At 60.8% G+C, this 20,460-nt stretch carries 11 protein-coding genes; 2 read left to right on the top strand and 9 right to left on the bottom strand.

What is annotated here, in order from left to right; genetic code table 11:
- Positions 1-218 precede the first annotated feature (218 nt).
- Positions 219-3,509, top strand: coding sequence for a carbamoyl-phosphate synthase large subunit (carB, locus tag G5S37_RS32030; RefSeq protein ID WP_165211150.1), 3,291 nt, complete (start codon positions 219-221; stop codon positions 3,507-3,509).
- A 156-nt stretch (positions 3,510-3,665) separates the two neighbouring features.
- On the opposite strand, the gene G5S37_RS32805 is transcribed toward carB, so the two are convergent.
- The 9 genes from G5S37_RS32805 to G5S37_RS31985 all read right to left on the bottom strand — a co-directional run bounded on the left by G5S37_RS32805 (position 3,666) and on the right by G5S37_RS31985 (position 19,008).
- Positions 3,666-6,380 carry a secretin N-terminal domain-containing protein gene (locus G5S37_RS32805; RefSeq protein WP_165211131.1) on the bottom strand — a complete coding sequence of 905 codons (2,715 nt, stop codon included), beginning with the start codon at positions 6,378-6,380 and terminating at the stop codon, positions 3,666-3,668.
- Positions 6,381-6,424: 44 nt separating this feature from the next.
- A complete protein-coding gene (locus G5S37_RS32020) occupies positions 6,425-7,300 on the bottom strand; it encodes a hypothetical protein (RefSeq protein WP_165211128.1) in 876 nt (291 codons plus the stop codon).
- Positions 7,297-7,926: a GspMb/PilO family protein gene (locus G5S37_RS32015; protein WP_165211125.1), complete on the bottom strand. Its 630-nt coding sequence runs from the start codon at positions 7,924-7,926 to the stop codon at positions 7,297-7,299. The genes G5S37_RS32020 and G5S37_RS32015 overlap by 4 nt, the downstream gene beginning before the upstream one ends.
- Positions 7,927-7,928: 2 nt before the next feature.
- The gene (locus tag G5S37_RS32010; protein WP_165211122.1) at positions 7,929-9,164 is read right to left on the bottom strand and encodes a hypothetical protein; all 1,236 of its coding nucleotides are present in this window, start codon (positions 9,162-9,164) and stop codon (positions 7,929-7,931) included.
- 88 nt (positions 9,165-9,252) lie between these two features.
- Complete coding sequence (locus G5S37_RS32005; protein WP_165211119.1) at positions 9,253-10,182, bottom strand: type II secretion system protein GspK; 930 nt, start codon at positions 10,180-10,182, stop codon at positions 9,253-9,255.
- Positions 10,183-10,876: 694 nt separating this feature from the next.
- On the bottom strand, positions 10,877-13,033 hold the full coding sequence (locus G5S37_RS32000) for a redoxin domain-containing protein (protein ID WP_165211116.1): 2,157 nt from the start codon (positions 13,031-13,033) through the stop codon (positions 10,877-10,879).
- A gap of 8 nt (positions 13,034-13,041) precedes the next feature.
- On the bottom strand, positions 13,042-13,530 hold the full coding sequence (locus G5S37_RS31995; RefSeq protein WP_240914764.1) for a hypothetical protein: 489 nt from the start codon (positions 13,528-13,530) through the stop codon (positions 13,042-13,044).
- A 154-nt stretch (positions 13,531-13,684) separates the two neighbouring features.
- On the bottom strand, positions 13,685-15,316 hold the full coding sequence (locus tag G5S37_RS31990; RefSeq protein WP_165211113.1) for a DUF1501 domain-containing protein: 1,632 nt from the start codon (positions 15,314-15,316) through the stop codon (positions 13,685-13,687).
- 32 nt (positions 15,317-15,348) lie between these two features.
- Positions 15,349-19,008 carry a DUF1800 family protein gene (locus G5S37_RS31985; RefSeq protein ID WP_165211110.1) on the bottom strand — a complete coding sequence of 1,220 codons (3,660 nt, stop codon included), beginning with the start codon at positions 19,006-19,008 and terminating at the stop codon, positions 15,349-15,351.
- Between the two features lie 185 nt (positions 19,009-19,193).
- Here G5S37_RS31985 and G5S37_RS31980 point away from each other — a divergent pair, with 185 nt between their 5' ends.
- A complete protein-coding gene (locus G5S37_RS31980; RefSeq protein WP_206026249.1) occupies positions 19,194-20,198 on the top strand; it encodes a hypothetical protein in 1,005 nt (334 codons plus the stop codon).
- Positions 20,199-20,460: the final 262 nt, after the last annotated feature.

The following is a 20,460-nucleotide window of genomic DNA, read 5'->3' as shown; positions in this document are numbered from 1 at the left end:
CGACCTCAGCTTGTCCAGCCTGTTTGAAGCGGGGAATTGTCCGACGGGCGGGTAATTTTGGACCGGGGTTTGTAAGGCAGTCCTAATGAACCAGTTCGGCCTCCGAAGGGCACCCGGCGGCGCTCCGGGGCATGAAGCGGCCAATGTCACCTTACTCCCGCTTGCCACAGCCCCCATGTCATGCGAGGGAAGACGCCATTTTGCCCGCGTAACGCCTCATGCCCAAAGACACCTCGATTCACAAGATTTTGCTCATCGGCTCCGGCCCCATTGTCATCGGACAGGGGTGTGAGTTCGACTATTCCGGGGTCCAGGCATGCAAGGCCCTGCGTGAGGAAGGTTATGAAGTGGTGCTGGTGAACTCCAATCCGGCCACCATCATGACCGACCCGGAGTTCGCCCACCGCACGTACATCGAGCCCATCACGCCGGAGATCGTCGAGAAAATCATCATCAAGGAGAAGCCGGATGCGCTGCTCCCCACGCTCGGCGGTCAGACCGCGCTGAACACCGCGATGTCCCTGCACCGCGCAGGCATCCTGGAGAAACACAACGTGCGCATGATCGGTGCGAAGGCCGATGCGATTGAGAAGGGCGAAGACCGTCTGCTTTTCAAGAACGCGATGCTCAAGATTGGTCTGGACCTGCCGCAGTCCGGCGTGGCCCACACGGTTGAAGAAGGCCGGAAGATTGCCGAGGAAATCGGCACGCTGCCACTCATCATCCGTCCCGCCTACACGCTCGGTGGTACCGGCGGCGGCATCGCGTACAACCGCGAAGAATTTGAGACCATCCTCGCGCGCGGCCTGGATCTCTCCCCGGTGACAGAAGTGCTCATCGAAGAGTCGCTGCTCGGCTGGAAGGAATTCGAAATGGAAGTGATGCGTGACCGCGCGGACAACTGCGTGATCATCTGCTCGATTGAGAACCTCGATCCCATGGGCGTGCACACCGGTGACTCCATCACCGTGGCGCCCATCCAGACGCTCACGGATCGCGAGTACCAGATCATGCGTGATGCGTCCTTCGCCTGTATCCGCGAGATTGGCGTGGAGACGGGCGGGTCGAACATCCAGTTCGCCGTGGAGCCGAAGACGGGCCGCATGATCGTGATTGAGATGAATCCGCGCGTGAGCCGCAGCTCCGCGCTCGCTTCCAAGGCGACTGGATTCCCCATCGCGAAAATCGCCGCGAAGCTGGCGGTGGGTTACACGCTGGATGAGCTGAAGAACGACATCACGCGCGAGACGCCGGCGTCCTTCGAGCCGACCATCGACTACGTGGTCACCAAGGTGCCGCGCTTCACGTTTGAAAAATTCCCTGGCGCGGACACCACGCTTACCACGCAGATGAAGTCCGTGGGTGAAGCCATGGCCATCGGTCGTACCTTCAAGGAGTCGCTGCAGAAGGCGCTGCGCAGTCTTGAAATCAAGCGCTTCGGCCTCATCGGCGACGGCGCGGATGTGTCGGTGGATGACGAGACGCTCACCACCAAGCTCACCGTGCCGAATGCCGAGCGTATCTTCTTCCTCGGCCAGGCCTTTGCGAACGGTTGGAGCGTGGAGAAGGTGTTTGAGCTGACGAAGATCGATCCGTGGTTCTTGAGGCAGATTGAGGAGATTGTTGTTCAGTCTCGCCTGGAAGAAGACTCGCTTTGGGATAGCTTGTCCGATTTGAATACCGACGAAGTTTGTATTGGCAACGCCACTGCCAATACTGTTGCCGGATTGCAAAACGCTTTTCGCAGGGCAAAACGCTTGGGCTTTTCCGATCGCCAACTTTCTCTTCGAACAGGCGTGCCGGAATCCGTAATTCGCGACGCGCGTAAGAAGGCCGGTGTCACCCCCACCTACCGCCTCGTCGACACCTGCGCCGCGGAATTCGAAGCGTACACGCCTTACTACTACTCCACCTATGGGGTGGAAGATGAAGTGCGTGAGGGCGACAAGAAGAAGGTCATCATCCTCGGTGGTGGACCGAACCGCATCGGCCAGGGCATTGAGTTCGACTACTGCTGTGTGCACGCTTCTTTCGCGCTGCGCGAACTGGGCATCGAGACCATCATGGTGAACTCGAATCCCGAGACGGTCTCCACGGACTACGACACCAGCGACAAGCTCTACTTCGAGCCGCTCACGCTGGAAGACGTGCTGAACATCTATGAGCGCGAGAACCAGAATGACCAGGTGCTCGGTGTGATTGTGCAGTTCGGTGGGCAGACGCCGCTGAACCTCGCGAAGGGTCTTGAAGAAAACGGCGTGCGCATCATCGGCACTTCGCCGAAGAGCATTGAACTCGCGGAAGACCGCAAGCTCTTCGCCGCGCTGCTGGATGAACTCGAACTCGCCCAGGCGCCGAGCGGCACCGCGACCTCCACGGAGGAGGCGCTGGCCATCACGGCACGCATTGGATATCCAAGCCTCGTGCGCCCCAGCTTCGTGCTCGGCGGCCGCGCGATGCAGATTGTGTACTCGGATGCCGAGCTCACGCACTACATGCAGAACGCGGTGGACGCGACACCCGACCGCCCGGTCCTGGTGGACCGCTTCCTGGAAGACGCGACCGAAGTGGACGTGGACTGCATCAGTGACGGCGAGACCACGGTGGTGGGCGCCATCATGGAGCACATCGAAGAAGCTGGCATTCACTCCGGTGACAGCGCGTGCGTGATTCCTCCCTTCTCGCTCAGCGAAGAAATGCAGGGTCGCATTCGCGATGCTGCCAAGAAGCTGGCGAAGGCGCTCAACGTGCGCGGCCTCATGAACATGCAGCTCGCCGTGAAGGGCGATGACCTCTACGTCATCGAAGTGAACCCGCGCGCCAGCCGCACCGCTCCCTTCGTGAGCAAGGCCATTGGCATACCGCTTCCAAAACTCGCTGCGAAGATCATGGCGGGCAAGACGCTGAAGGAACTCGGCTTCACCGCCGAGGTGACTCCTCCGCACTACAGCGTGAAGGAAGCCGTGTTCCCCTTCAGCAAGTTCACCGGCGTAGACATCGCGCTCGGACCTGAAATGAAGAGCACCGGCGAGGTCATGGGCATCGACTCTGACCTCGGCATGGCCTTTGCGAAGAGCCAGATGGCCACTGGTGGCGCACTGCCGAAGGGCGGCAACATCTTCATCAGCGTGAAGGAAAGTGACAAGACCGTGGTCCCGCGCATTGCGAAGGGATACTCCGACCTTGGCTTCACCATCTATGCGACTCCCGGCACTGCCTCGGTGATCGAAGGCGCGGGCATTCCCGTGAACAAGCTGCCGAAGCTTGCCAGCGGTCAGCGCCCGAACGTCATCGACCTGATGAAGAACAAGGAGATGCACTTCATCATCAACACGCCTTCCGGCAAGAATCCGCGTGAAGATGAAGTGAAGATCCGCACCGCCGCCATGCAGAACCGCATCCCCATCATGACCACCATGCGTGGTGCTGATGCAGCGCTGAAGGGCATCAAGTCACTTCAGGCGAATGAGGTGCAGGTGCAGGCGCTGCAGGATTATCACCAGCTGTAGTCGGTTTGTTTTTGTCTTCCCCTCGTCCAGGCATCGCGTGGACGAGGAGGACGGACAGATCTGCCTGTTGGAGATCCACTGATGGTCCAGCGCTCGAAGCGCGAGAAGTGGGCGACTGAAGTCGCCCCTCCCTGGGAGGCTCGCTTGCCTGCGTGCTTACTTGGTCTTGAGCGCGGCTTTGTTCTTCTCGTGCTTGGTCTTCGTGGAAGATGAGGATGCCGGGGCAATGTCTTCAGTGGCAGCGGTGGCTGTGGGTTTCTCTTCCACCACGGTGGCCTTGGAGGAGGAAGTGGTCTTTTGCTTCAGGATGACCTTGGGGCCGGGTTCGGTGGGAGGCACGTCGTTGCTGCGCCAGCCGGGCAGGGGGAGCAGGGGAGTGGCGGCGGTGCCATCACTCGCGGGCAGGGCGTTCAGCGGGGTATCATCCTGGGGGTCGGCGAAGCGCTTGTTGCGATCGTAGCTCTCGTTGTTCTTGTTCCACTCGGACTGTGCCTGGATGTGGCTGGCGCCGTCTGCCATGATGCGTGGCTGGACGAAGATCATGAGCTCGCGGCGGTCCTTGCTCTTGCTCGTGTTGCCGAAGAGATGCTTCAGCACGGGCACGCGGATGAGGAAGGGCAGGCCTTTCTTGTCGTTGTTATCACGCTCGGTGATGAGTCCGCCGAGCATGACGGTGGTGCGGTCGGGCACGATGAGGGTATTCATCATGCCCTGCTCGGAGATGTTCGGCACCTGGTTGCCGCTGATGGTGGTGAAGCCGGAGATGTCGTTGTTCGTCTGCTTGAACTCGAGCATGATTTCCTTGTCGTTGAAAATGTGCGGCACGATATCGAGCTGCAGGCGCACGGGGATGTATTGCGTGGTGGAGTAGATGCCGGCGCTGTTCACGGCGTTGTCTCCGGTGGTGAAGGTCTGGCCGGGGATGGCAACCTGCTGGCCGATGTAGATGCTGGCGGGCTGGTGGTTCAGCGTGGTCACCGTGGGCTTCTGCATGACGTGGAAGCGGTTGGTGGACTCCAGCGTGTGAAGGAAAACATTGAGGTGCTTGCCTATCTGGCCGTAGACGGTGAGGCCATCCAGCGCGGGGAGGAAGTCTGCGGCCTTGCCCAAGTCCGTGAGGTCTGCAAAGGCGGTGCCCTGGGTCTTGAGCACGCCGCCCACGAGACTGTTGTCACCGACGCTTTGCAGGGTCTGAATCCAGTCGAGGCCGAAGTTGAACTCGTTCCCCAGGGAAAACTCGCCGATAATCACGGAGAGAAGAATCTGCCGCGGACGGACATCGAGCTCATCGGCCAGTTCATTGAGCAAGCGCAGTTCATCAGGCGGGCCGCTGGCGAAGAACTTCGAGCTCGCAGGATCCACGATGACGAGGGTGCGTCCAATGAGCACGCTCTCTGCGCGCTTCGTGATCTCCAGGGTGGAGGCACCACTGCCGCCGCCGAAGCCGCCACCACCACTGCCGCCGCCGCTGAGGCTGGCTCCAAAGCCGCCACCACCACCGCCGCCGCCATAGAGACCACCGCCACCCGAGCCGAAGGTGCCGCCGCCGCCCTGTGAACCAAAGGTGCCTCCGCCCATGGAACCGGACGAGTTGAAACCATTGCCACCCGTGTTGTTGCCAGCGCGGTTCCCCGAAGAGCCACTGTCACCCCCGCCCCCGGCGAGGCCTGCGGCCTCAGGTGAGTTCCTCAGGAGTGCCTTGCTGGCGATGCCGATGAACGTGGTGAGGTCGATGTAGTTCAGCCGGCGCGACATCATCGTGCTGGTGGGGGATTCCGCATCCAGCTGCTCGATGAGGCTCTCCATGTACTCAATGTCCACGGGCCGGGCGATGACGAGCAGGCTGTTTGTGCGCGGGATGGGTTGAAGCCTCGGAATGGAGGCATCACTCTCAGCGCTGTTCGTTCCCACGTTGGCCACCACGTTCACATGCGCGGCGTTTCTGGCGGCGGTCTGCTGGGGGTTGCCAACCTGGGGTGCGACGTTCGGCGGCGTAGCACCGGGCCTGGGCGTCTGTGTGCGGCTGGCGCTGCTTTTGCTGTACATCCCGCCACCGCCGGCATTGGGTTGATCCAGTCCCATCAGGGCGACGAGCTGCTCGGTGACCTCCAGCACATCCGCACGCTTGAGGTGGATGGTCTTGCTCGTGGTCTCGCTGGGAGGAAGGTCCACCTGCCGGGCGAGCTCCACATAGGCGAGGATGGTGTTGGAGTTATCCGTGATGACGAGGCTGCGGCTGTTCGGCACCACGCCGATGCTGCCGTAGGAGTGCAGCGGGATGATTTGTGTGAAGGCCTGGGATGCCTCCTCCGCGTCCAGATGCTTGAGCTGCAAAACGTAGCTCACCACCTGGTCAGTCTTCGGCAGTTCCTCCGCGCGCAGAAACATGGGCACACCTTCCCGGGCCGGCATGGTGCCCTGGTCCGCGGCGAGGAGCTTCACCATATTCCCCCCGCTGGGGACGAAGGAGTAGCCGGCGAGCAGCAACGACTTTTCGATGAACTCGACGGCCTCATCATGCGAGAGGGTGCCGCTGGTCTCGATGGATACAGTCACTTCCTCCAGCTTCGGGTCGCGGATGACGCGCTTCTTCGTGAGCTGCTGGTAGAGCTCCACGATATCTCCCATCTGCGCGGCCGGCATCTGCAGGCGGATGCCTTCGTCCGCCACGGTGCCTGCCGCGGTGGGTGAAACAGAACCCGCTGGCGCGCCGGGGTTGCTGCCGGGGATGGGCGGTCTCACGGGACCGGGGCCTGGTCCACGAGGCGCGGGAGGTCTCGGCTGCTGGGCGGGAAGGGGGAGCGGAAGCGTCCCGGTCAGCAGGGCCACAGTCAGCAGGGAGGGAAGGGAGAGGCGAAAACGGGCGCGCATGATGGCGGGGGAGGTGATGCTCGCGTGAACGGACGGACGGGATGCTAGGGCGCGGCTGAAGTTGGGGCACCCTCAACACTGGTGACAGACACGGGGGAGGTGAAGAAACGTCTGCCTTGCCGCGTGGGTGGGGCGCCCTGCGGCGGCATGCCTGCCGGGCCGGGCCTGATATTCACCGGCTGGCCTGAACCCGACGGGTCCCGCAGCATCGGCGGTGTGGGACCAGGACCCCGCGGCGGTTGAGGACGCTCGACAGGCGGCCCGGGAGTGGTGTTGCGGGCACCGCCGCCCGCACCCGCATTCGCGCCGGGCAGGCCGCCTCCCATGCCCGGTGCACTTGGGGCCGTACTGTTGGGCGTCACCACGGACTGGCCGGTGGCATCCTTCCCAGCACCTTCAGCACCGCCCGCACCGGGGTCAGCGCCAATGCCGCCCTTGCCACGAGTTCCCCGGGCCGAATTCCCGGCGAGCATCTGCTTGCGGAAGGCGTCGTCATGCCGCAACACGGCGAACTCGCCATTCAGTTCCACCTCCACGTAGGAATCCCTTCGTGCATCTTTGATCACGGCGTAGCGGATTTTCATCCCGTTGGATGCTGGTTCGCTTTTCTTCAGCCGGTACATCTCCTTGGTCTTCGTATTGGCCAGGACCACGAGCGCGTCCCCCCCCTCCAACCCCGCGATGTTGTGCAACACCAAGTCCTTGGCGAAGGACTTCTTCTCCGCGATCACCGGGGCGGTTTTCAGCGTGAAGGGATTTTTCATCCAGCCAGCTTCATACCGGTCCTGGGAATACCGCTCCGGCACGACGAAAGTCTCCTGTGCCTGCACGTACACGGCGCAGAGCGCGAGCATGAACATCACCACCACCAGCGTGGCCGACGCCGGAAGGCGACGAGAAAAGGTCCGGTGATTCTTCATGGATTGCCCACCTCCGGAGACAGGACAGGTGCGTTGACAGGGACAGGTACGGAAGCGGCGGCCTCCGAGGGCGTGAGCACGGACGCGGGTGCGGCCCCGGTGCCGGCGAATTGGGGATTGAACCTCCGCTGGAAGGTCACCGTCGCGACCACATTCTGCGACTTGTCATCCTTCTCTGGAGAGATGCGGAGGCGCGGGACCACGATGAAAGCGCTCGGGTCCAGCGTGGAGTAAATCCAGCCGAGGATTTTCGGCAGCTCACCCCTCACGGTGAGAGTCACGCCATACTGCTGGTAGTACGCCGTCTGCGCTTCCGGCTCAATCTGGGTCTTGAGCACCTCGATACCGCCCTGCTCGGCCGCCTCTTTCAGTACCAGCAGGCCCTTGCCTGCATCGTAGGAATCTGCGGCCACAGGCTGCGTCTGCAGGATCCACTCGCTGCGCTGCTTCCACAGGGATGCCTGGGCAATGAGCACGTCTGACTCCATCTTTGCCAGCTCCAGGTCACGCTCCAAGCGGTCCAGGCGGTGGCTCCACTGCAGGAAGCGTTGGGACAGGATTGCCCCGCCCATCACGGCGGCGAGCACCACGAAGACCATCAGCAGTCGGCGTTCGTTCTCCTTCATGGTCAGGGCAGCTTCCCTCCGTTGAGGTGTCCCTCACCGCGGAAGGGCGCGCGCTCATCCTGACCCGCAGTCTCCTGCGGGAACATCCACGTGTACCGGCTCAGCACCGGGTTCGCTTTCACGTCGTTCGCGAATCTCATCGCCAGCTCCACCGAGCGCGCCTCGCCTGCGACCACCATCTTCTCTTCATCCAGGCTGAAGTCCGTGAGGCGAATGCCATCCGGTGGAAGTATGGACACGATCTGATGAAACAGTTCCACGGGATACAGGTCCCGATTCGTCGCCGCCTCCAGCGCGTACCAGCGCTGCTGCGCCTGCCGCACCGCCTCCACCTCAGGAGTCAGCTGCGCCTGTCGCACGTTGGTGCGCTCCAGCTTGGATTCACGCAGGAAGAGCAGGCCCGTCCAGCCTCCGAAGAAGAGCACATACGCCAGGCACGCCATCGCAATCCAGCCCGCCAAACGCTTCCGCTGGGCACGCGCCTCACGCAGTCTGCCCATCTCCGGGGGCAGCAGGTCCGCCTCCACCTTGGGCAGTTGCGGCGCCGGTTTCGTCTCCAACCGCACGCGCACCCCGAGCGCCTCCTTCAGCGTGCTGGTGAAGGCATCCCCTGCGTGGGTCCACACGCGGCATCCATGCAGGGCGTGAATGAATCCGCGCACCTCCAGAGAGAGCGCCAGGTCCCGAATCTCCCACGCCGCATCCGCATTCAGCTCGCGGCTCTGCAACACCGAGAAATGCACCACGCCCTCACCCCGCTGGAATGCGACCACATACCGGCCCAGTTCCTTCCACACCGCCATTTCACTCGAAGGAATCTCGAAAAACCGCGCGCTCACGTCGAACGCCTCCGGCATGCACGCCTGCCAGTCTGTACCTGCGCCTGCGGCCGGGTCCCCCGGCGCCCCCGTCAGAGCTGCCGTGCCTGCCAGCGTCTGGCCTCGTTCGTCGTCAATATGCCAGCATGCCCACGCACGGCCGTGTGCATCCTCCTCCAGACCCAGCGCCGCCCAGTGCAGTGCGGCCGTCTCGTCCAGGCTCACATCCGCCCCTTTTGGGGAAAGGCTCCAGAACGGCGCACTATCCAGTGCCAGGCACTCGATAGCCCACATTCCACCTGCGGGTCCACGACTCTCAGGGATCTCCGCGCGTTTCCACACGCCCGCAGCGTCGCTGAGCCAGAGCTCGCGCTCTTCCTCACCGGGGATACGAATGGACTGCGACTTGAGGGAAACCATGCCTGTAAGAGGAAACCTTCTATATTACTGGAATCCGCGTCCATAGCCTACTGGAAAAGTGTCATCTTCGTAACGTCGTGATAAGCGCTCATTCAGTCACGAGTTCCTTCCACTCAAGAATCTGCGGACGACCGCCACTCTTGTTCACCACCACCACGACTGTGCGCGCATAATCACCCACACGGCCCGTGCTCTGGATGCGCGTCGTGCTTCCCTTTACCGTCAGCATCGGCGTGAGCGCCTCCGCCTCACCACCGCCCACACCCAGACTCCCGAGCGCCTCCTCCACCGAGGTCAGGGTCAGGTCATCCAAGGTGTGCGCCAGACCATCCGGCCCCCAGCGACGCGCCACCAGTCCCTGCGCCCGCGACAGCGGCGCTCCTGTAAAGACCGCGATCAACTCCGCTGGCGCCTCATTCAGGTCCAGCTGCCCGCCCCCGTGGAAGGTCACCCAGTCCCGCCAATCCGGGCGCACCGCCGTGAGCATGTCCATCCCATCCACCAGCGACATCTCCTCCACCGTGCGCATCTTCCGATTGTATGGCCGCCCCGGGATGCCCAGGTCGCGATAGTGGGATTTCTCCGCACCCTTCAGCCGTTGGAAATCATCCTGGTCCGCCCAGTCCATCAGCCGGTCCACCAGCGTCTCCGCGTCTGACTCCATCAGCCCCCACCCCACGAACACGCGCTCCAGCAGCGCGCGGCGTTCCTCGGTAAGCAGCGAATTGATATGCAACCTCGACTCCTCCGTGGACAGTAGCGCCTCATAACTCTCCCGCGAGGACACTTGCGCGCGCAGCAGCGGGTCCGTCGCCTTCACCCCCGGGTGCGCCGCCACCGCAATCCCCATCTCCGCGAGCTGCCGCGCCCGCTGCACAGACTCCCGCGCCCACGTCGTCTCCACATCCTGCCGCACAATCATCGCCGCGGTGAACACCATGAATGACAGCAGCGCCACCACCCACAGCACAATGAGCAACGCCGAGCCACGCGCACCCGCCACCCGTGCCAGGGGCACGGAATGCGAAAGGGTTCGATGTGAAAAGGAAAGATGCATGCGGTCCGAGGACTTGATAAGAATGCACCCGCATGATGCCACGGCGGGACTGCTTTTGCATATGGAGAAAATGTGAGAGTGCAGGGCGGGGTGCACGCGGAGGCAGCATCGGAAGGGAATAGCCGCAAAAGAACGCAGAGAACGCAAAAAAGGGATTCAGGCTTCGAAGCTCGAGCATGTCGGTCTCGCACATTGCTGAACTCCGCAAAACGTCTCGTGAGATGACCGGCACTGGTCGTCTGATGCGTCTCCTCAAGTCACCACCTTGCGCGCAGCGCCTTGGAGTGCGGTGCGACGCACCGCTTTGAACGGAGCGAGTTCGTTATATCCCACCCTTATTGCGCAACCAACATCCATCATCCGCCCACCTCACAACACCACACGACTTTCCTATCGAAGCCATCAGGAAACAAGAACACCAAACCACTTCTTTCAAAGCGGTGCTTCGCACACGCATTCCAAGGCGCTGCGCGCAAGGTGGCACGCCAAAAGACTACACCACCCGCCATCGTGTTTTCATCTCACGAGACGCGCACCAAGCTGAAACACACCGCATAAAATAGACCCACCGTACAAACTACGCATAACCACCCCGATCCCCACCACTCCAACCTTTTTGCGCCCTTTGCGTTCTTTTGCGGCCATTCCAAAACGCTTACTTCCCCACAGCCCCCACACCCACCACTCCATCAACCACACCATGCAACTTCAACAACCGCTGACATTCCCCCAACAAATATGAAGCCTGTGTATAAGGGTCATGGCTGATATCACTCCACAACACACTTCCACCTGCATCCAGCAGAAAGGTGCCGTGCAGTGGCTTCTGCAGAAACTCGTCATAACACTTCCATGCCTTGAATGCGGCCATCGGTTCATCAGAAAGAATCAGGTACGGCAGGTCCGGGTTGCGCTCCGGACCCGGGCCGAGACTCTCTGCGAGCTTCTCCACACTGTCCGTGCCGATGGCCACGATGGGAATGCCGGCCTGCTCATACGCTCCCACCAAGGGACGAAACTTCTGCAACTGCTCGACGCAGTGTGCACAGCCCTGGCCCAGGAAGAAAATCACCAGCACGGGACGTCCCTTGAACTCTGCCAGCGCATGCACCGCACCGCTCTTGTCCGGCAATGAGACAGCTGGCTGTGCAGGCAATTCGCGGTGATAGGGGCCATAAATGATCCCGGGGACCTGAACCTCATCCAGCACCGAACCCTTTGCCTTCAACACACTCGCGACGTGCAACAAGGGCTCCGAGCCCGGATGCTCCTTCAGCGCATTATCGACCATCGCCTGCGCCGCCGTGGCCGCACCTGCCTTGCTCATCCAGGGAGCCAGCACAAACCCGGGCACATGCGCAATATCCTTCATGAAGGGGGTGATGCGCCCCTGGACCAGATTGCCGAACGCCTCTGCACCACGCACATAACCAGACACCACCTCTGCATGCCGCGTGAGATAAGGAGTGCGCGCGATTTCCTCCGCCACCTTGCCTAAGTCCGCCTTCGCACTCTGCCACTCCTTGCCACGACTGAGGGCCGCAGAGGCAAGCGCTGCCCAGTAGTACTGATGCGCACGCACCAGCAGTCCTTTCTCTCCAGCATCCGCGGCTGCGGCCGTGGCATCGTCCGCCAGCGCCACCCAGTTGCCACTGGCCATCCACATCTGAGCACGCAACTGGAGCGCGCCCAGATAACCACTCTCAGCCGCATCATCCACGGCTTCCAGGCCGGTGAATCCCGGCTTGCGCGGAAGGCCCACGAGTTCCGACGCCTGGGAAACCGCCTGAGACGGATGCCCGCCATGGAACTGGCACCACGCCAGCGCCGTCGCATACTCCAGTATCGTCGTCTCCTTCTCCGACGAAGATGCCGATGAAGCCTCCATGGCTTTGGACAATGCAGCCCCCAAGCACGCAGCAGCTTCTTTGTAATTGCCCAGCGCCAGCTTGGGCTCCGCCGCAAGACGCCACGCGGCAGCGCCACCATGCTTCTCAATGAGCGCCCTCGTATGCTGCGCCGCCTTCGCAGCATCAAACTTCAGCCACAGCAGCACCGGATAAAACACCAGCGCGTCCCCACCCTCTTCACGGGTCCATGCGTCATATCTCTCCTCTATCTCCTGCGCGTCCGACAGCGGTATCCTGGCGATATTCGCCCGAATGATGCGATAACGCAGCGCAAAGCTCGCAGCGCATCGGTCCTCCTTGCCTTCAGCATCGGCCAGCTTCTGAAGTTCACCGCTCAGCTTCTCCAGACGCTCCAGCAGGTCCGCGCTCTTCGAGGTCTGGAAGAAGGTGTCATAGGCGGCCATCCACGCGCCCTCATGCGGCGTTTGCGCCTGCGCGACCTTGGCCTTTTCCAGGAAGTACAGCGCGCGCGAAGGCAGCTTCTCATTCGCCATGGCGAGTCCCAGCCATGCTGCAGCACACTGCGGGTCCAGCCGTGCAGCATCGCGAAACCAGCACTCAGCTTCGCCATCCGCAAACGCATGCAACGCACGCACTCCTGCGGCGATGCGTAACTCCACCTCCGCCTTATCGACAGCAGTAGATGGAGATATCGATGCGGTGACCGGAAGGCTCAGTCCCGCCGGCAACGGCTTCGCATCCTCGCGCTTCGGCAGTGCAAACGGCCCGCCGCGAAACGCTGCCTCGTCATTGGCAGGCTTCACATAGTCCTGCTCCCGCTGCCATGCGAGAGCGGAGAGGCACTGCACCGGCTCGCTCTTCCCTGCTGCGGATAGTGCCGCTGGCGATAACACACACGCCAGCAGCAGCAGGCAGCAGGACGCGAGCACGCTGAAATCCATGCCGCAGTCTACTCGAGAGTGAGATCGTCGTTGGTAAAAAGTTCGCGATCCGGTCCTGCCGAGCGCACTTCCATCTGCTTTGAAGTGATGGGGTGAAACCAATACGGCGTACCCCAGCCATCCACCAACTCCCCATCCTGAATGGCGGCACAGGTCTTGGGCAGCAGCGCTGTGTGCTTTTCATTGATGCCCAGCAATGCGGTCACCACGTCTGCGTTCAGCCCGGAGGGATTGCCTCCAAAGCCCTGCCGGTACACGTAGAGCAGCTGCCCCACGCCCTCCAGACGCTCTTGTGGTGACAGGTCCGGCTTGGCGACCAGGTCAGAGAGTTCATTCGCAGCCCCGTGCATCTCAATGGGCACCGTCGGCCCCGGTGGCGGCGGCAGTACCGTTCCCTTGCTCTGTGCAGTCGCATCGCCGGGGCTCTTGTCGCCGGACTTCGTACTGGGATCCGGAAAGAATTTCCAGATGACACCCAGCACTACCACGAGTGCCACAATGATAACGACAGTCTTTGTCCTGGATGATGAATTCGCTCCCGCCATGGCCATGCCCTCAAGTAAGACGCTTGTTCTTTGGGTTGGCGTGCTGCCACTGCCCCATGCAGTGACAGCACGTCTGCCATACCCATGATATCCAACTAACTAACCATTATGCACCCATGAAGTTCATGTTGCCCGAGATGATATTCGGGATCGTCACGAAGCGGTTCAGGTTCGGGAAGATGGCGCTCAGGGACGAGTCGCTCACCCCCAGCCAGCGGCCCAGCACGGCGGCGTACTGGTCTACCGGGGTGCTGGGAATCCAGAGACCGCGATTGGCCGAGGTGGCGTCGATGGTGTTCGGATCGCCGCTGTTGCCCAGCTTCAACACGGGGAACTTGCCGTAGACACGAGCACCGTTCACGGAGCCGCCCATTACCAGGGTGTGGCCACCCCAGGCATGGTCGGAGCCGGCAGTCGCATCCGTCTTGTTCGCGGTGAAGGTACGAGTGAAGTCGGACGCCGTGAAGGACGTCACGTTATCCCACTGGTTGCCCACTTCCGGTCCCTTGATGGCATCTGCAAAGCCCTTGAGCGTGCAGTTCAGATAGTTCATCAGGCCCGTGTGACCCGCGGTATTGCTGCCGGCGGGTATCTGCGCGATGTGCGTGTCATAACCCCCGTGCTGGACGAAGAAGATCTGGCGGGTATTCCCCAGAGCCGCACGTCCCGCAATCAACCGCGCCACCAGTTTCATCTGGTTGGTGAAGTCATTGTTCACGTTCAACCCGGTGCCAGCAAAGGCGTTGTTGAAGTACGTATCGAGCGTGGTGGTGCCTGCCGTGGTGCCCGTCGTGGGCACGAGGGCCGTGCCCACCATGCCTTCCGTGAGACGGGCGTTCATGGCCACGCCGTTGTAGGCATTCTCCATGAGGCTCGCATGCGACATGTTGAGGATGTTCTCAAACGCCTGGAGACGGCGCCCTGCTTCTGCGGTCTTGTAGTTGGCAGCCTGGAACAAGATGCTGGGGTCGGTCACGGCACTGGTGTAGTTGGTGCCATAGCCCGAGAGGCTGACGAGGCCGCCGCTCGTCATCACATACGGTGCGACAACGCCCGTGGGGCTCACCTGGAAGCTGTTCACCCCGGAGATCGAGATGGACATGGAGGCATTCCCCGAGGAGGGATTGTGCAGCGGATCCAGCAGGTCCGCGATGCGTCCCCCCCAGCCACTGGTGAAGGGCTTGTCCGGAATGGAACTCTGCCACTGCACCTGCTGGTCAGAGTGCGAGTAGAGCTGCGGCGGCTTCGGCGCGGTGTTGTAGTTCGCACGGGTGACGCCGGGATACGTCAGCGTGCCCACATTCGCCACGAAGGCAGCATCACCTTCATCGAACATGGTCTTGATGTGGTTGAACTTGGGATGCACGCCCAGCGTTCCAAGATAACCGCCCAGCGGATCGCAGTCAGCGATGTTGGTGGCATTGAGCTGCAGGGCATTCAGCGAGGCCGTGGCATTATTCACCGGGATGGTGAGCATGCCGCGACCTGCTTCATAATCCGTGCGTGCCGTGCCGCTGAAGGGCAGGAGCATGTTGTTCGAGTCATTGCCCCCGTTCAGGAACACGCAGACCAGCGCCCGGTAACCCGAGGGCGGAGCCTGCGCATTCAGCGCACCCTGCATGAGCTTCAGGTGCGCAATCGTGTTCACCAGGCTGGTGATGCCCATGGAGGCACAGCCAGTCTGCACAAGGAACTGACGGCGACTGGGACCGTTCTTGCGGCTAGTGAGAATGTTCATACAATGAGGAGATAAGTGGTGCGAAACGTGGTTTATTTAAGAACAAGGGCCTGCGGCGTGGAGACCACGAGGTAGAGGGCGTTCCGGCACCGGGTTCGCGCATCATTGGTGAAGTTTGTCGCGTCAGTGGTGTGACGATTGTTGGCGGCGATGAGGTTCAACCCATCAATGATAGCCTGCCGTGGATTGGGCGTGGCGAGGGCACCGAACTTCGCCTTCAGATAACCGGCGGACATGAGGATGTCGCACTGATCCACAACAGCCTTCACCGCTTCCGCATGCGCAGTCTGCTTCTGCGTAGTGCCTGGAGTGGCAGGCACCGCAGCCGGCGCATACTGGGCGGTCAGCACGGTGGTGTAGGTGTTGGTGTACAGCGCAATCAGCTCATCCCACTTGGGAATCAGGTTATCGAGCTGGTTGTTCAGATCGTTCGGCTGGGCCGTCGCTGGAGCGGGTGAGGAGTCGAACGTGGTGGCGGAGAAGTACCCCTTGTCCACACCGTACTGGGGAATGGCAAGCTGCACGCTCGCGCCCGTCTGGTAGTTCGACAGGTTGAAGTAGTCATCCAATCCACGACCAGGCTTCACCGTCGGCGGATACGAGGTGAAGATGGTGTTGTAGTGGGCGTTGATCACATTCACCACATTCGATTCCGTGGCCACTTGCAGCTCTGGCGCCTTGAGACCGGCGGTCGCCAGCGGACCTGGCACCACATAGTCCGGCAGGAACCAGTTGAACACGCTCGGCGGACGCTGTGGGGACTGGGTGATGGCACCCTGCGTATCCGGCCAGCGGAAGCGGACCGAGTTGGCAGGGAACTTGTTGTACTCAGACAGCTCGTATGCCGTGGTCGTCGGCGCCTGCACGTTGGTGAACGTGATGGGCATCGTGGTGAGATTCACCAGCGGGGAACCGGTGTAGCACTTCAGCACGCGGTGCATGTGCGCGAAGTGAAGGATGGGCTCCTTGGGCTTGCCGGCGGCGACGGTGTTGTCCGCAATCGAAAGGCTGCGGGCTTCATAGTCGAGCAGGATGGTCTTGATGACCTCTCCAAGGTTTCCCTTGGTGTCCTGATATTTGCTGGCCACACGATACAGGTACGCGGAGCTGGGATTCGACGTGGTGAAACGCTGAATCAGCAGGCGCGCGATGAACACCGGGGTGTTCGGATGCCCGTCGTACGTGCCCGAGGCCGGATTACCCGCAAGGGTATTCAGCGCATCAATCACGTCCGCATTGCCTTCCGATTCCGGCGTGGCGTTGTTCGTGCGGGCCGGGATGTTCTTCTGCCCAATCTTTCCGTTGAAGAGCACCTTGGCATTGAAGTCATGGTAGGTGTCGAACATCTTCATGCGGTTCATCCACTCTCCCTGCCAGAAGCGCACCCCATTGCCTTCGAAGAAGTTGGTGTTGTCTTCGAGAGCTCCGATGCGTTGGGTGGAAGCAGTGGGGTAGGTCGGGGCATTCGCCACACTGATATGGCGCTTTCCGAAGCTCAGGCCGGTGAAGACACGGGCCAGTTCCGCGATGTCCCCCTGGTCATAGGTATTGACCGGCAGACCATTGTTCCCCAGCTTCAACGCCCCGTTGAGGTGGCGCTGCACCAGGCCGATGGAGAAGAGCTGCATGATTTCACGCGCATAGTTCTCATCCGGGCTGATGGTACCGGTGGCCTTCTGATTCTTCAGGTGGCTCAGATAGATGCCCATGATGGGGTGGTACGAGACCTCCTCCAGAAGCGTGCGGTAATTGCCAAAGGCATTGGCCGCGAGCATGTCCCAGTAGTTTGCCTGGCCGTAATGATAGGCCTGCACTGTGCCGTCATTTTCGGACACCACCACAATTTCGCTGAGGGCAAGAGCCATGCGCTGGCGAAGCTGATCCTTGCTCTGCGTCACCAGCGTCCACCACTCACGGCGGCGGTTGTTCTGGAAGGGGTAATTGTTCTGATGGATGGTGCTAGAAGTCCAGGTGCGGGTGGTGGTGTTCCACCCGAACGAGGCGCCAGCGAACTGCGGGTCATTGCCGGCATTGATGGGCTTGTTGTTGCGAAGGATGAATTCCTCCATGTCCGCCGCCTGCACCAACTTCTGCAGCGAAGGCGAAGGCGTCTGCGCGAGGTCCATCTGCTTGTTGATCCACGCGGTGTAACCGGCAATCGCATCGCCGCCATTCGCCGTGATGAGGTCCTTTACTTCCTGCACGCTCTCGGGCGTGGGGCCGTAGGTGGCCTGCGTCAGGAAGCGCACAATGTCGCGGTCCAGATTGGTGCCGGTAAGCGTGGGCCACTCGGCACTGCCATACGCAGGCGGTGCCGGAGGAGCCGGTGGCGGATTGATGGAGCCGTCGCTGAGCGTGTAGTTTCCGCGGATTTCACCACTGCCGTAGTTGGCGGTATGCACGTTGATGTAGATAAATCCACCAAAGAGCGCATTGAGCGCCGCCTGGTCTGTAGTCCAGGAAGCCACCGTCTCCGCCTGCACATCATAGAGGTGAGCGGTCACCTGACCCAGCTCAAGGCTTTCGATGATGGGTCCACTGGCCGCGGAATCCGTGGCAGGGGCCGCATGCAAGTGCGAGGCGCTCTGTGAGGAGGTCAGGTTGCTGAAAGTGGAATTCACTTCACCCACGGTGTTGTCCCCATTCAGGAGCAGCGTGGCCAGACCAGTGGCCGTGGTGACAGCACCACCTTCGCGACCGAGATAAGCCACGAAGAGCTTGCGGTTGGCATCGATGTTGGTGGCATCACGAATATTGACACCCTGCGTGGAGCCGACCGGCACCGTCACGCTGCCATTCACACGACGGAACGTGAGACGCAGCATTTCCGGGACTTCGTTCACATTCGGCGTTTCCACGACTGGTGCAATTTGCACGTCGAAGGTTGTCGCAGCGCTGGGCACCGTGAAGGAGCTGGCTGAGAGAGCCGCGCCGGCGCCATCCTTGAGCGTGTAGTCGGTCGAGGAGGCAGAACCCTTCGTCGCCACCGTATTGCCCGAGGTGGTCAGGCTCAGCGTCAGCGGCATGGTGCCGAAGCTGCGCGTGATGCGAATGCGACCGTTGGTGTTCTCCTTCTCATACGCGCTGGCCGTCACCACGGTGGTGGTGAAGGACATCAGGCTGCGAAGGACATCCGCATCAGTGGCCACGCCACCAGACGCGTTTGCCGGGGAACTGGCGAGCGCGGGATTGGTACCCATCTGCGCCTCGGCCCAGTCGGAAACACCATCACCATCGGTATCCTTGTCGGAGACACTGAAGCGATAGTGTTTCGAGCCGGTGCCAGAAGCGACCGTGACGGTCATGACCGCACCATTGCCCGTGATGGCCGTGCCCTCATTCGTCCACGTGGGACCATTGGGCGCTGCGCTGCTCTGCAGCTGATACAGCTTTCCCGTCTGCGTCTTGATGGACACCTGGATGTCCGTGCCAGAGATCACCGAGTTCGTGATTTCCGGGGCATCAAGGGAGTTTCGCAAGTCCGTGCCGGCGACACACTCGGCCTGGTTGGTGTATCCATCGCCATCATAGTCACTGGCCAGGGGGAAACTTGCCACGGTGACGGAATGACGATGTTGCCATACATCATCATAACCGTCGTTGTTGTAATCCGTGCTTGCTTGCACAGAGGGAAGGGCCAATCCAATGGCCGAGGTAACACCCAGTAGAGCGAGGAGTGAGGAGCGAGTCATGACGCTTTTTGTTTGCGTTATATGCTTCAACAGGCGGCGGAGCCAATTCCCGCCGAGGCTGCCTTTTTTGGAAAAAAAGGTCAATCCTCAATTACTAAATTCTTATTAAATGATAATCATTCTTTTTAGACCTCGACATAAGCTTGTATAATCCGGTAGTCTTTCGGGCAGCTTATTCGAGCCTTATGAATAAACTGCACCTCCTCGCCGCTGCTGCCCTGGTATGCGCCACCAATACTGCTACCGGGCAAGTTCCTGCCAACACCACTTCAAAGCTGGCAGGCTTTCACACCGTCACCGCTCGTGCATGGGCGACTTCACTCGTTGGAGTAAACTTTGTACGCCCGATGCTCGCCTCAGGGAAGATTGATGCTGAAGCTGCAAATTCCCTGACAGATAACAATGTCGACTTCCTCGTCGCGCTCGCAGGACAGAGTAATCTGTGGGTCGAAATCACCAGTGGAACAAACAAGGGTGTGGCAAGTCCCATCACTGTTGTCGCACAGCGCATCCTCACGACAGAAGAGGATCTCTCTGCACTCTCCGCAGTAGGAGACACCTACGTGGTGCGTGCAGCACACACACCCACTTCACTGTTCGGCGCCACCAACCAGGCCGGCCTCAAGCCAAGCCCCACAGCGAACTGGACTGGCAATGCCGACCTTGTGTACATCCCCGATGGCCTGGGTGGTTACAAGTATGTGTTCTACTCCACCGCAGCAGCTGGCTGGCGTGAAGTGAACAGCGGCACCACCAACGCAGGCAACATACCTGTGTACCATGTGGATGGCATGTGGATTCAGCGCAATGACTTCACCAACCTCAACGTCAAGTTCGCAGGCAGCATCCGCTCAGGCCCCACATTCTTCTATGCCACGAATGGCGTGAACACGGATGTGAATACGAACTACGCGTCGGGATCTACCCTTACTAACAGCGGCCTGCATACCTATGTGCTGCATGGTGACGAAACCACGGGCGATATCGTCTGGTTCCCCAACAGCACCGGCGGCTGGGATCAATACTACTACACGGATACAGTAGGCTCCTTCACTGCTGGATGGAAGCAAGTGGGCCAGGGCAACACGGACAAGGGAGCCACCGTCTTCCCCTCTGCCTTCTCACTGGAACGCCGCGGAACCTCCGGCACGCTGAAGCTTGTGCCTTCCACCATCTATAACGGACTGTAACGGCCCGGCACTTATTCACACATCCCTCGCTTCGAACGGCGGGACATGGATAGCATCCATGTCCCGCTTTCTTTATGCGCTTGCCCGGAAATGCGAACCGCCCAGCGCGTTATGCAATGATGTCTAAGTTCTATATCGACATAAGATGCATTTTGCAGGTTAATTATTTTCGCTCACACACTTATTGGACAAAAACATACTATCGTCTCCCCTCATAAGTGATGGGTATCCACTCTAGGATAAGCCGGTATTCCTCTGACGC

It is taken from the genome of Roseimicrobium sp. ORNL1, assembly GCF_011044495.1.
Lineage (GTDB): Bacteria > Verrucomicrobiota > Verrucomicrobiia > Verrucomicrobiales > Verrucomicrobiaceae > Roseimicrobium.
This window is presented reverse-complemented; position numbering and strand designations above follow the sequence as displayed.

What these genes read in the sequence shown, in the direction of transcription:
- G5S37_RS32015 (WP_165211125.1), bottom strand. Translation starts at nt 7,926, where the DNA reads ATGAAGGAGAACGAACGCCGACTGCTGATGGTCTTCGTGGTGCTCGCC.
- G5S37_RS32000 (WP_165211116.1), bottom strand. Translation starts at nt 13,033, where the DNA reads ATGGATTTCAGCGTGCTCGCGTCCTGCTGCCTGCTGCTGCTGGCGTGT.
- G5S37_RS32805 (WP_165211131.1), bottom strand. Translation starts at nt 6,380, where the DNA reads ATGCGCGCCCGTTTTCGCCTCTCCCTTCCCTCCCTGCTGACTGTGGCC.
- G5S37_RS31990 (WP_165211113.1), bottom strand. Translation starts at nt 15,316, where the DNA reads ATGAACATTCTCACTAGCCGCAAGAACGGTCCCAGTCGCCGTCAGTTC.
- carB (WP_165211150.1), top strand. Translation starts at nt 219, where the DNA reads ATGCCCAAAGACACCTCGATTCACAAGATTTTGCTCATCGGCTCCGGC.
- G5S37_RS32020 (WP_165211128.1), bottom strand. Translation starts at nt 7,300, where the DNA reads ATGAAGAATCACCGGACCTTTTCTCGTCGCCTTCCGGCGTCGGCCACG.
- G5S37_RS32010 (WP_165211122.1), bottom strand. Translation starts at nt 9,164, where the DNA reads ATGGTTTCCCTCAAGTCGCAGTCCATTCGTATCCCCGGTGAGGAAGAG.
- G5S37_RS31985 (WP_165211110.1), bottom strand. Translation starts at nt 19,008, where the DNA reads ATGACTCGCTCCTCACTCCTCGCTCTACTGGGTGTTACCTCGGCCATT.
- G5S37_RS31980 (WP_206026249.1), top strand. Translation starts at nt 19,194, where the DNA reads ATGAATAAACTGCACCTCCTCGCCGCTGCTGCCCTGGTATGCGCCACC.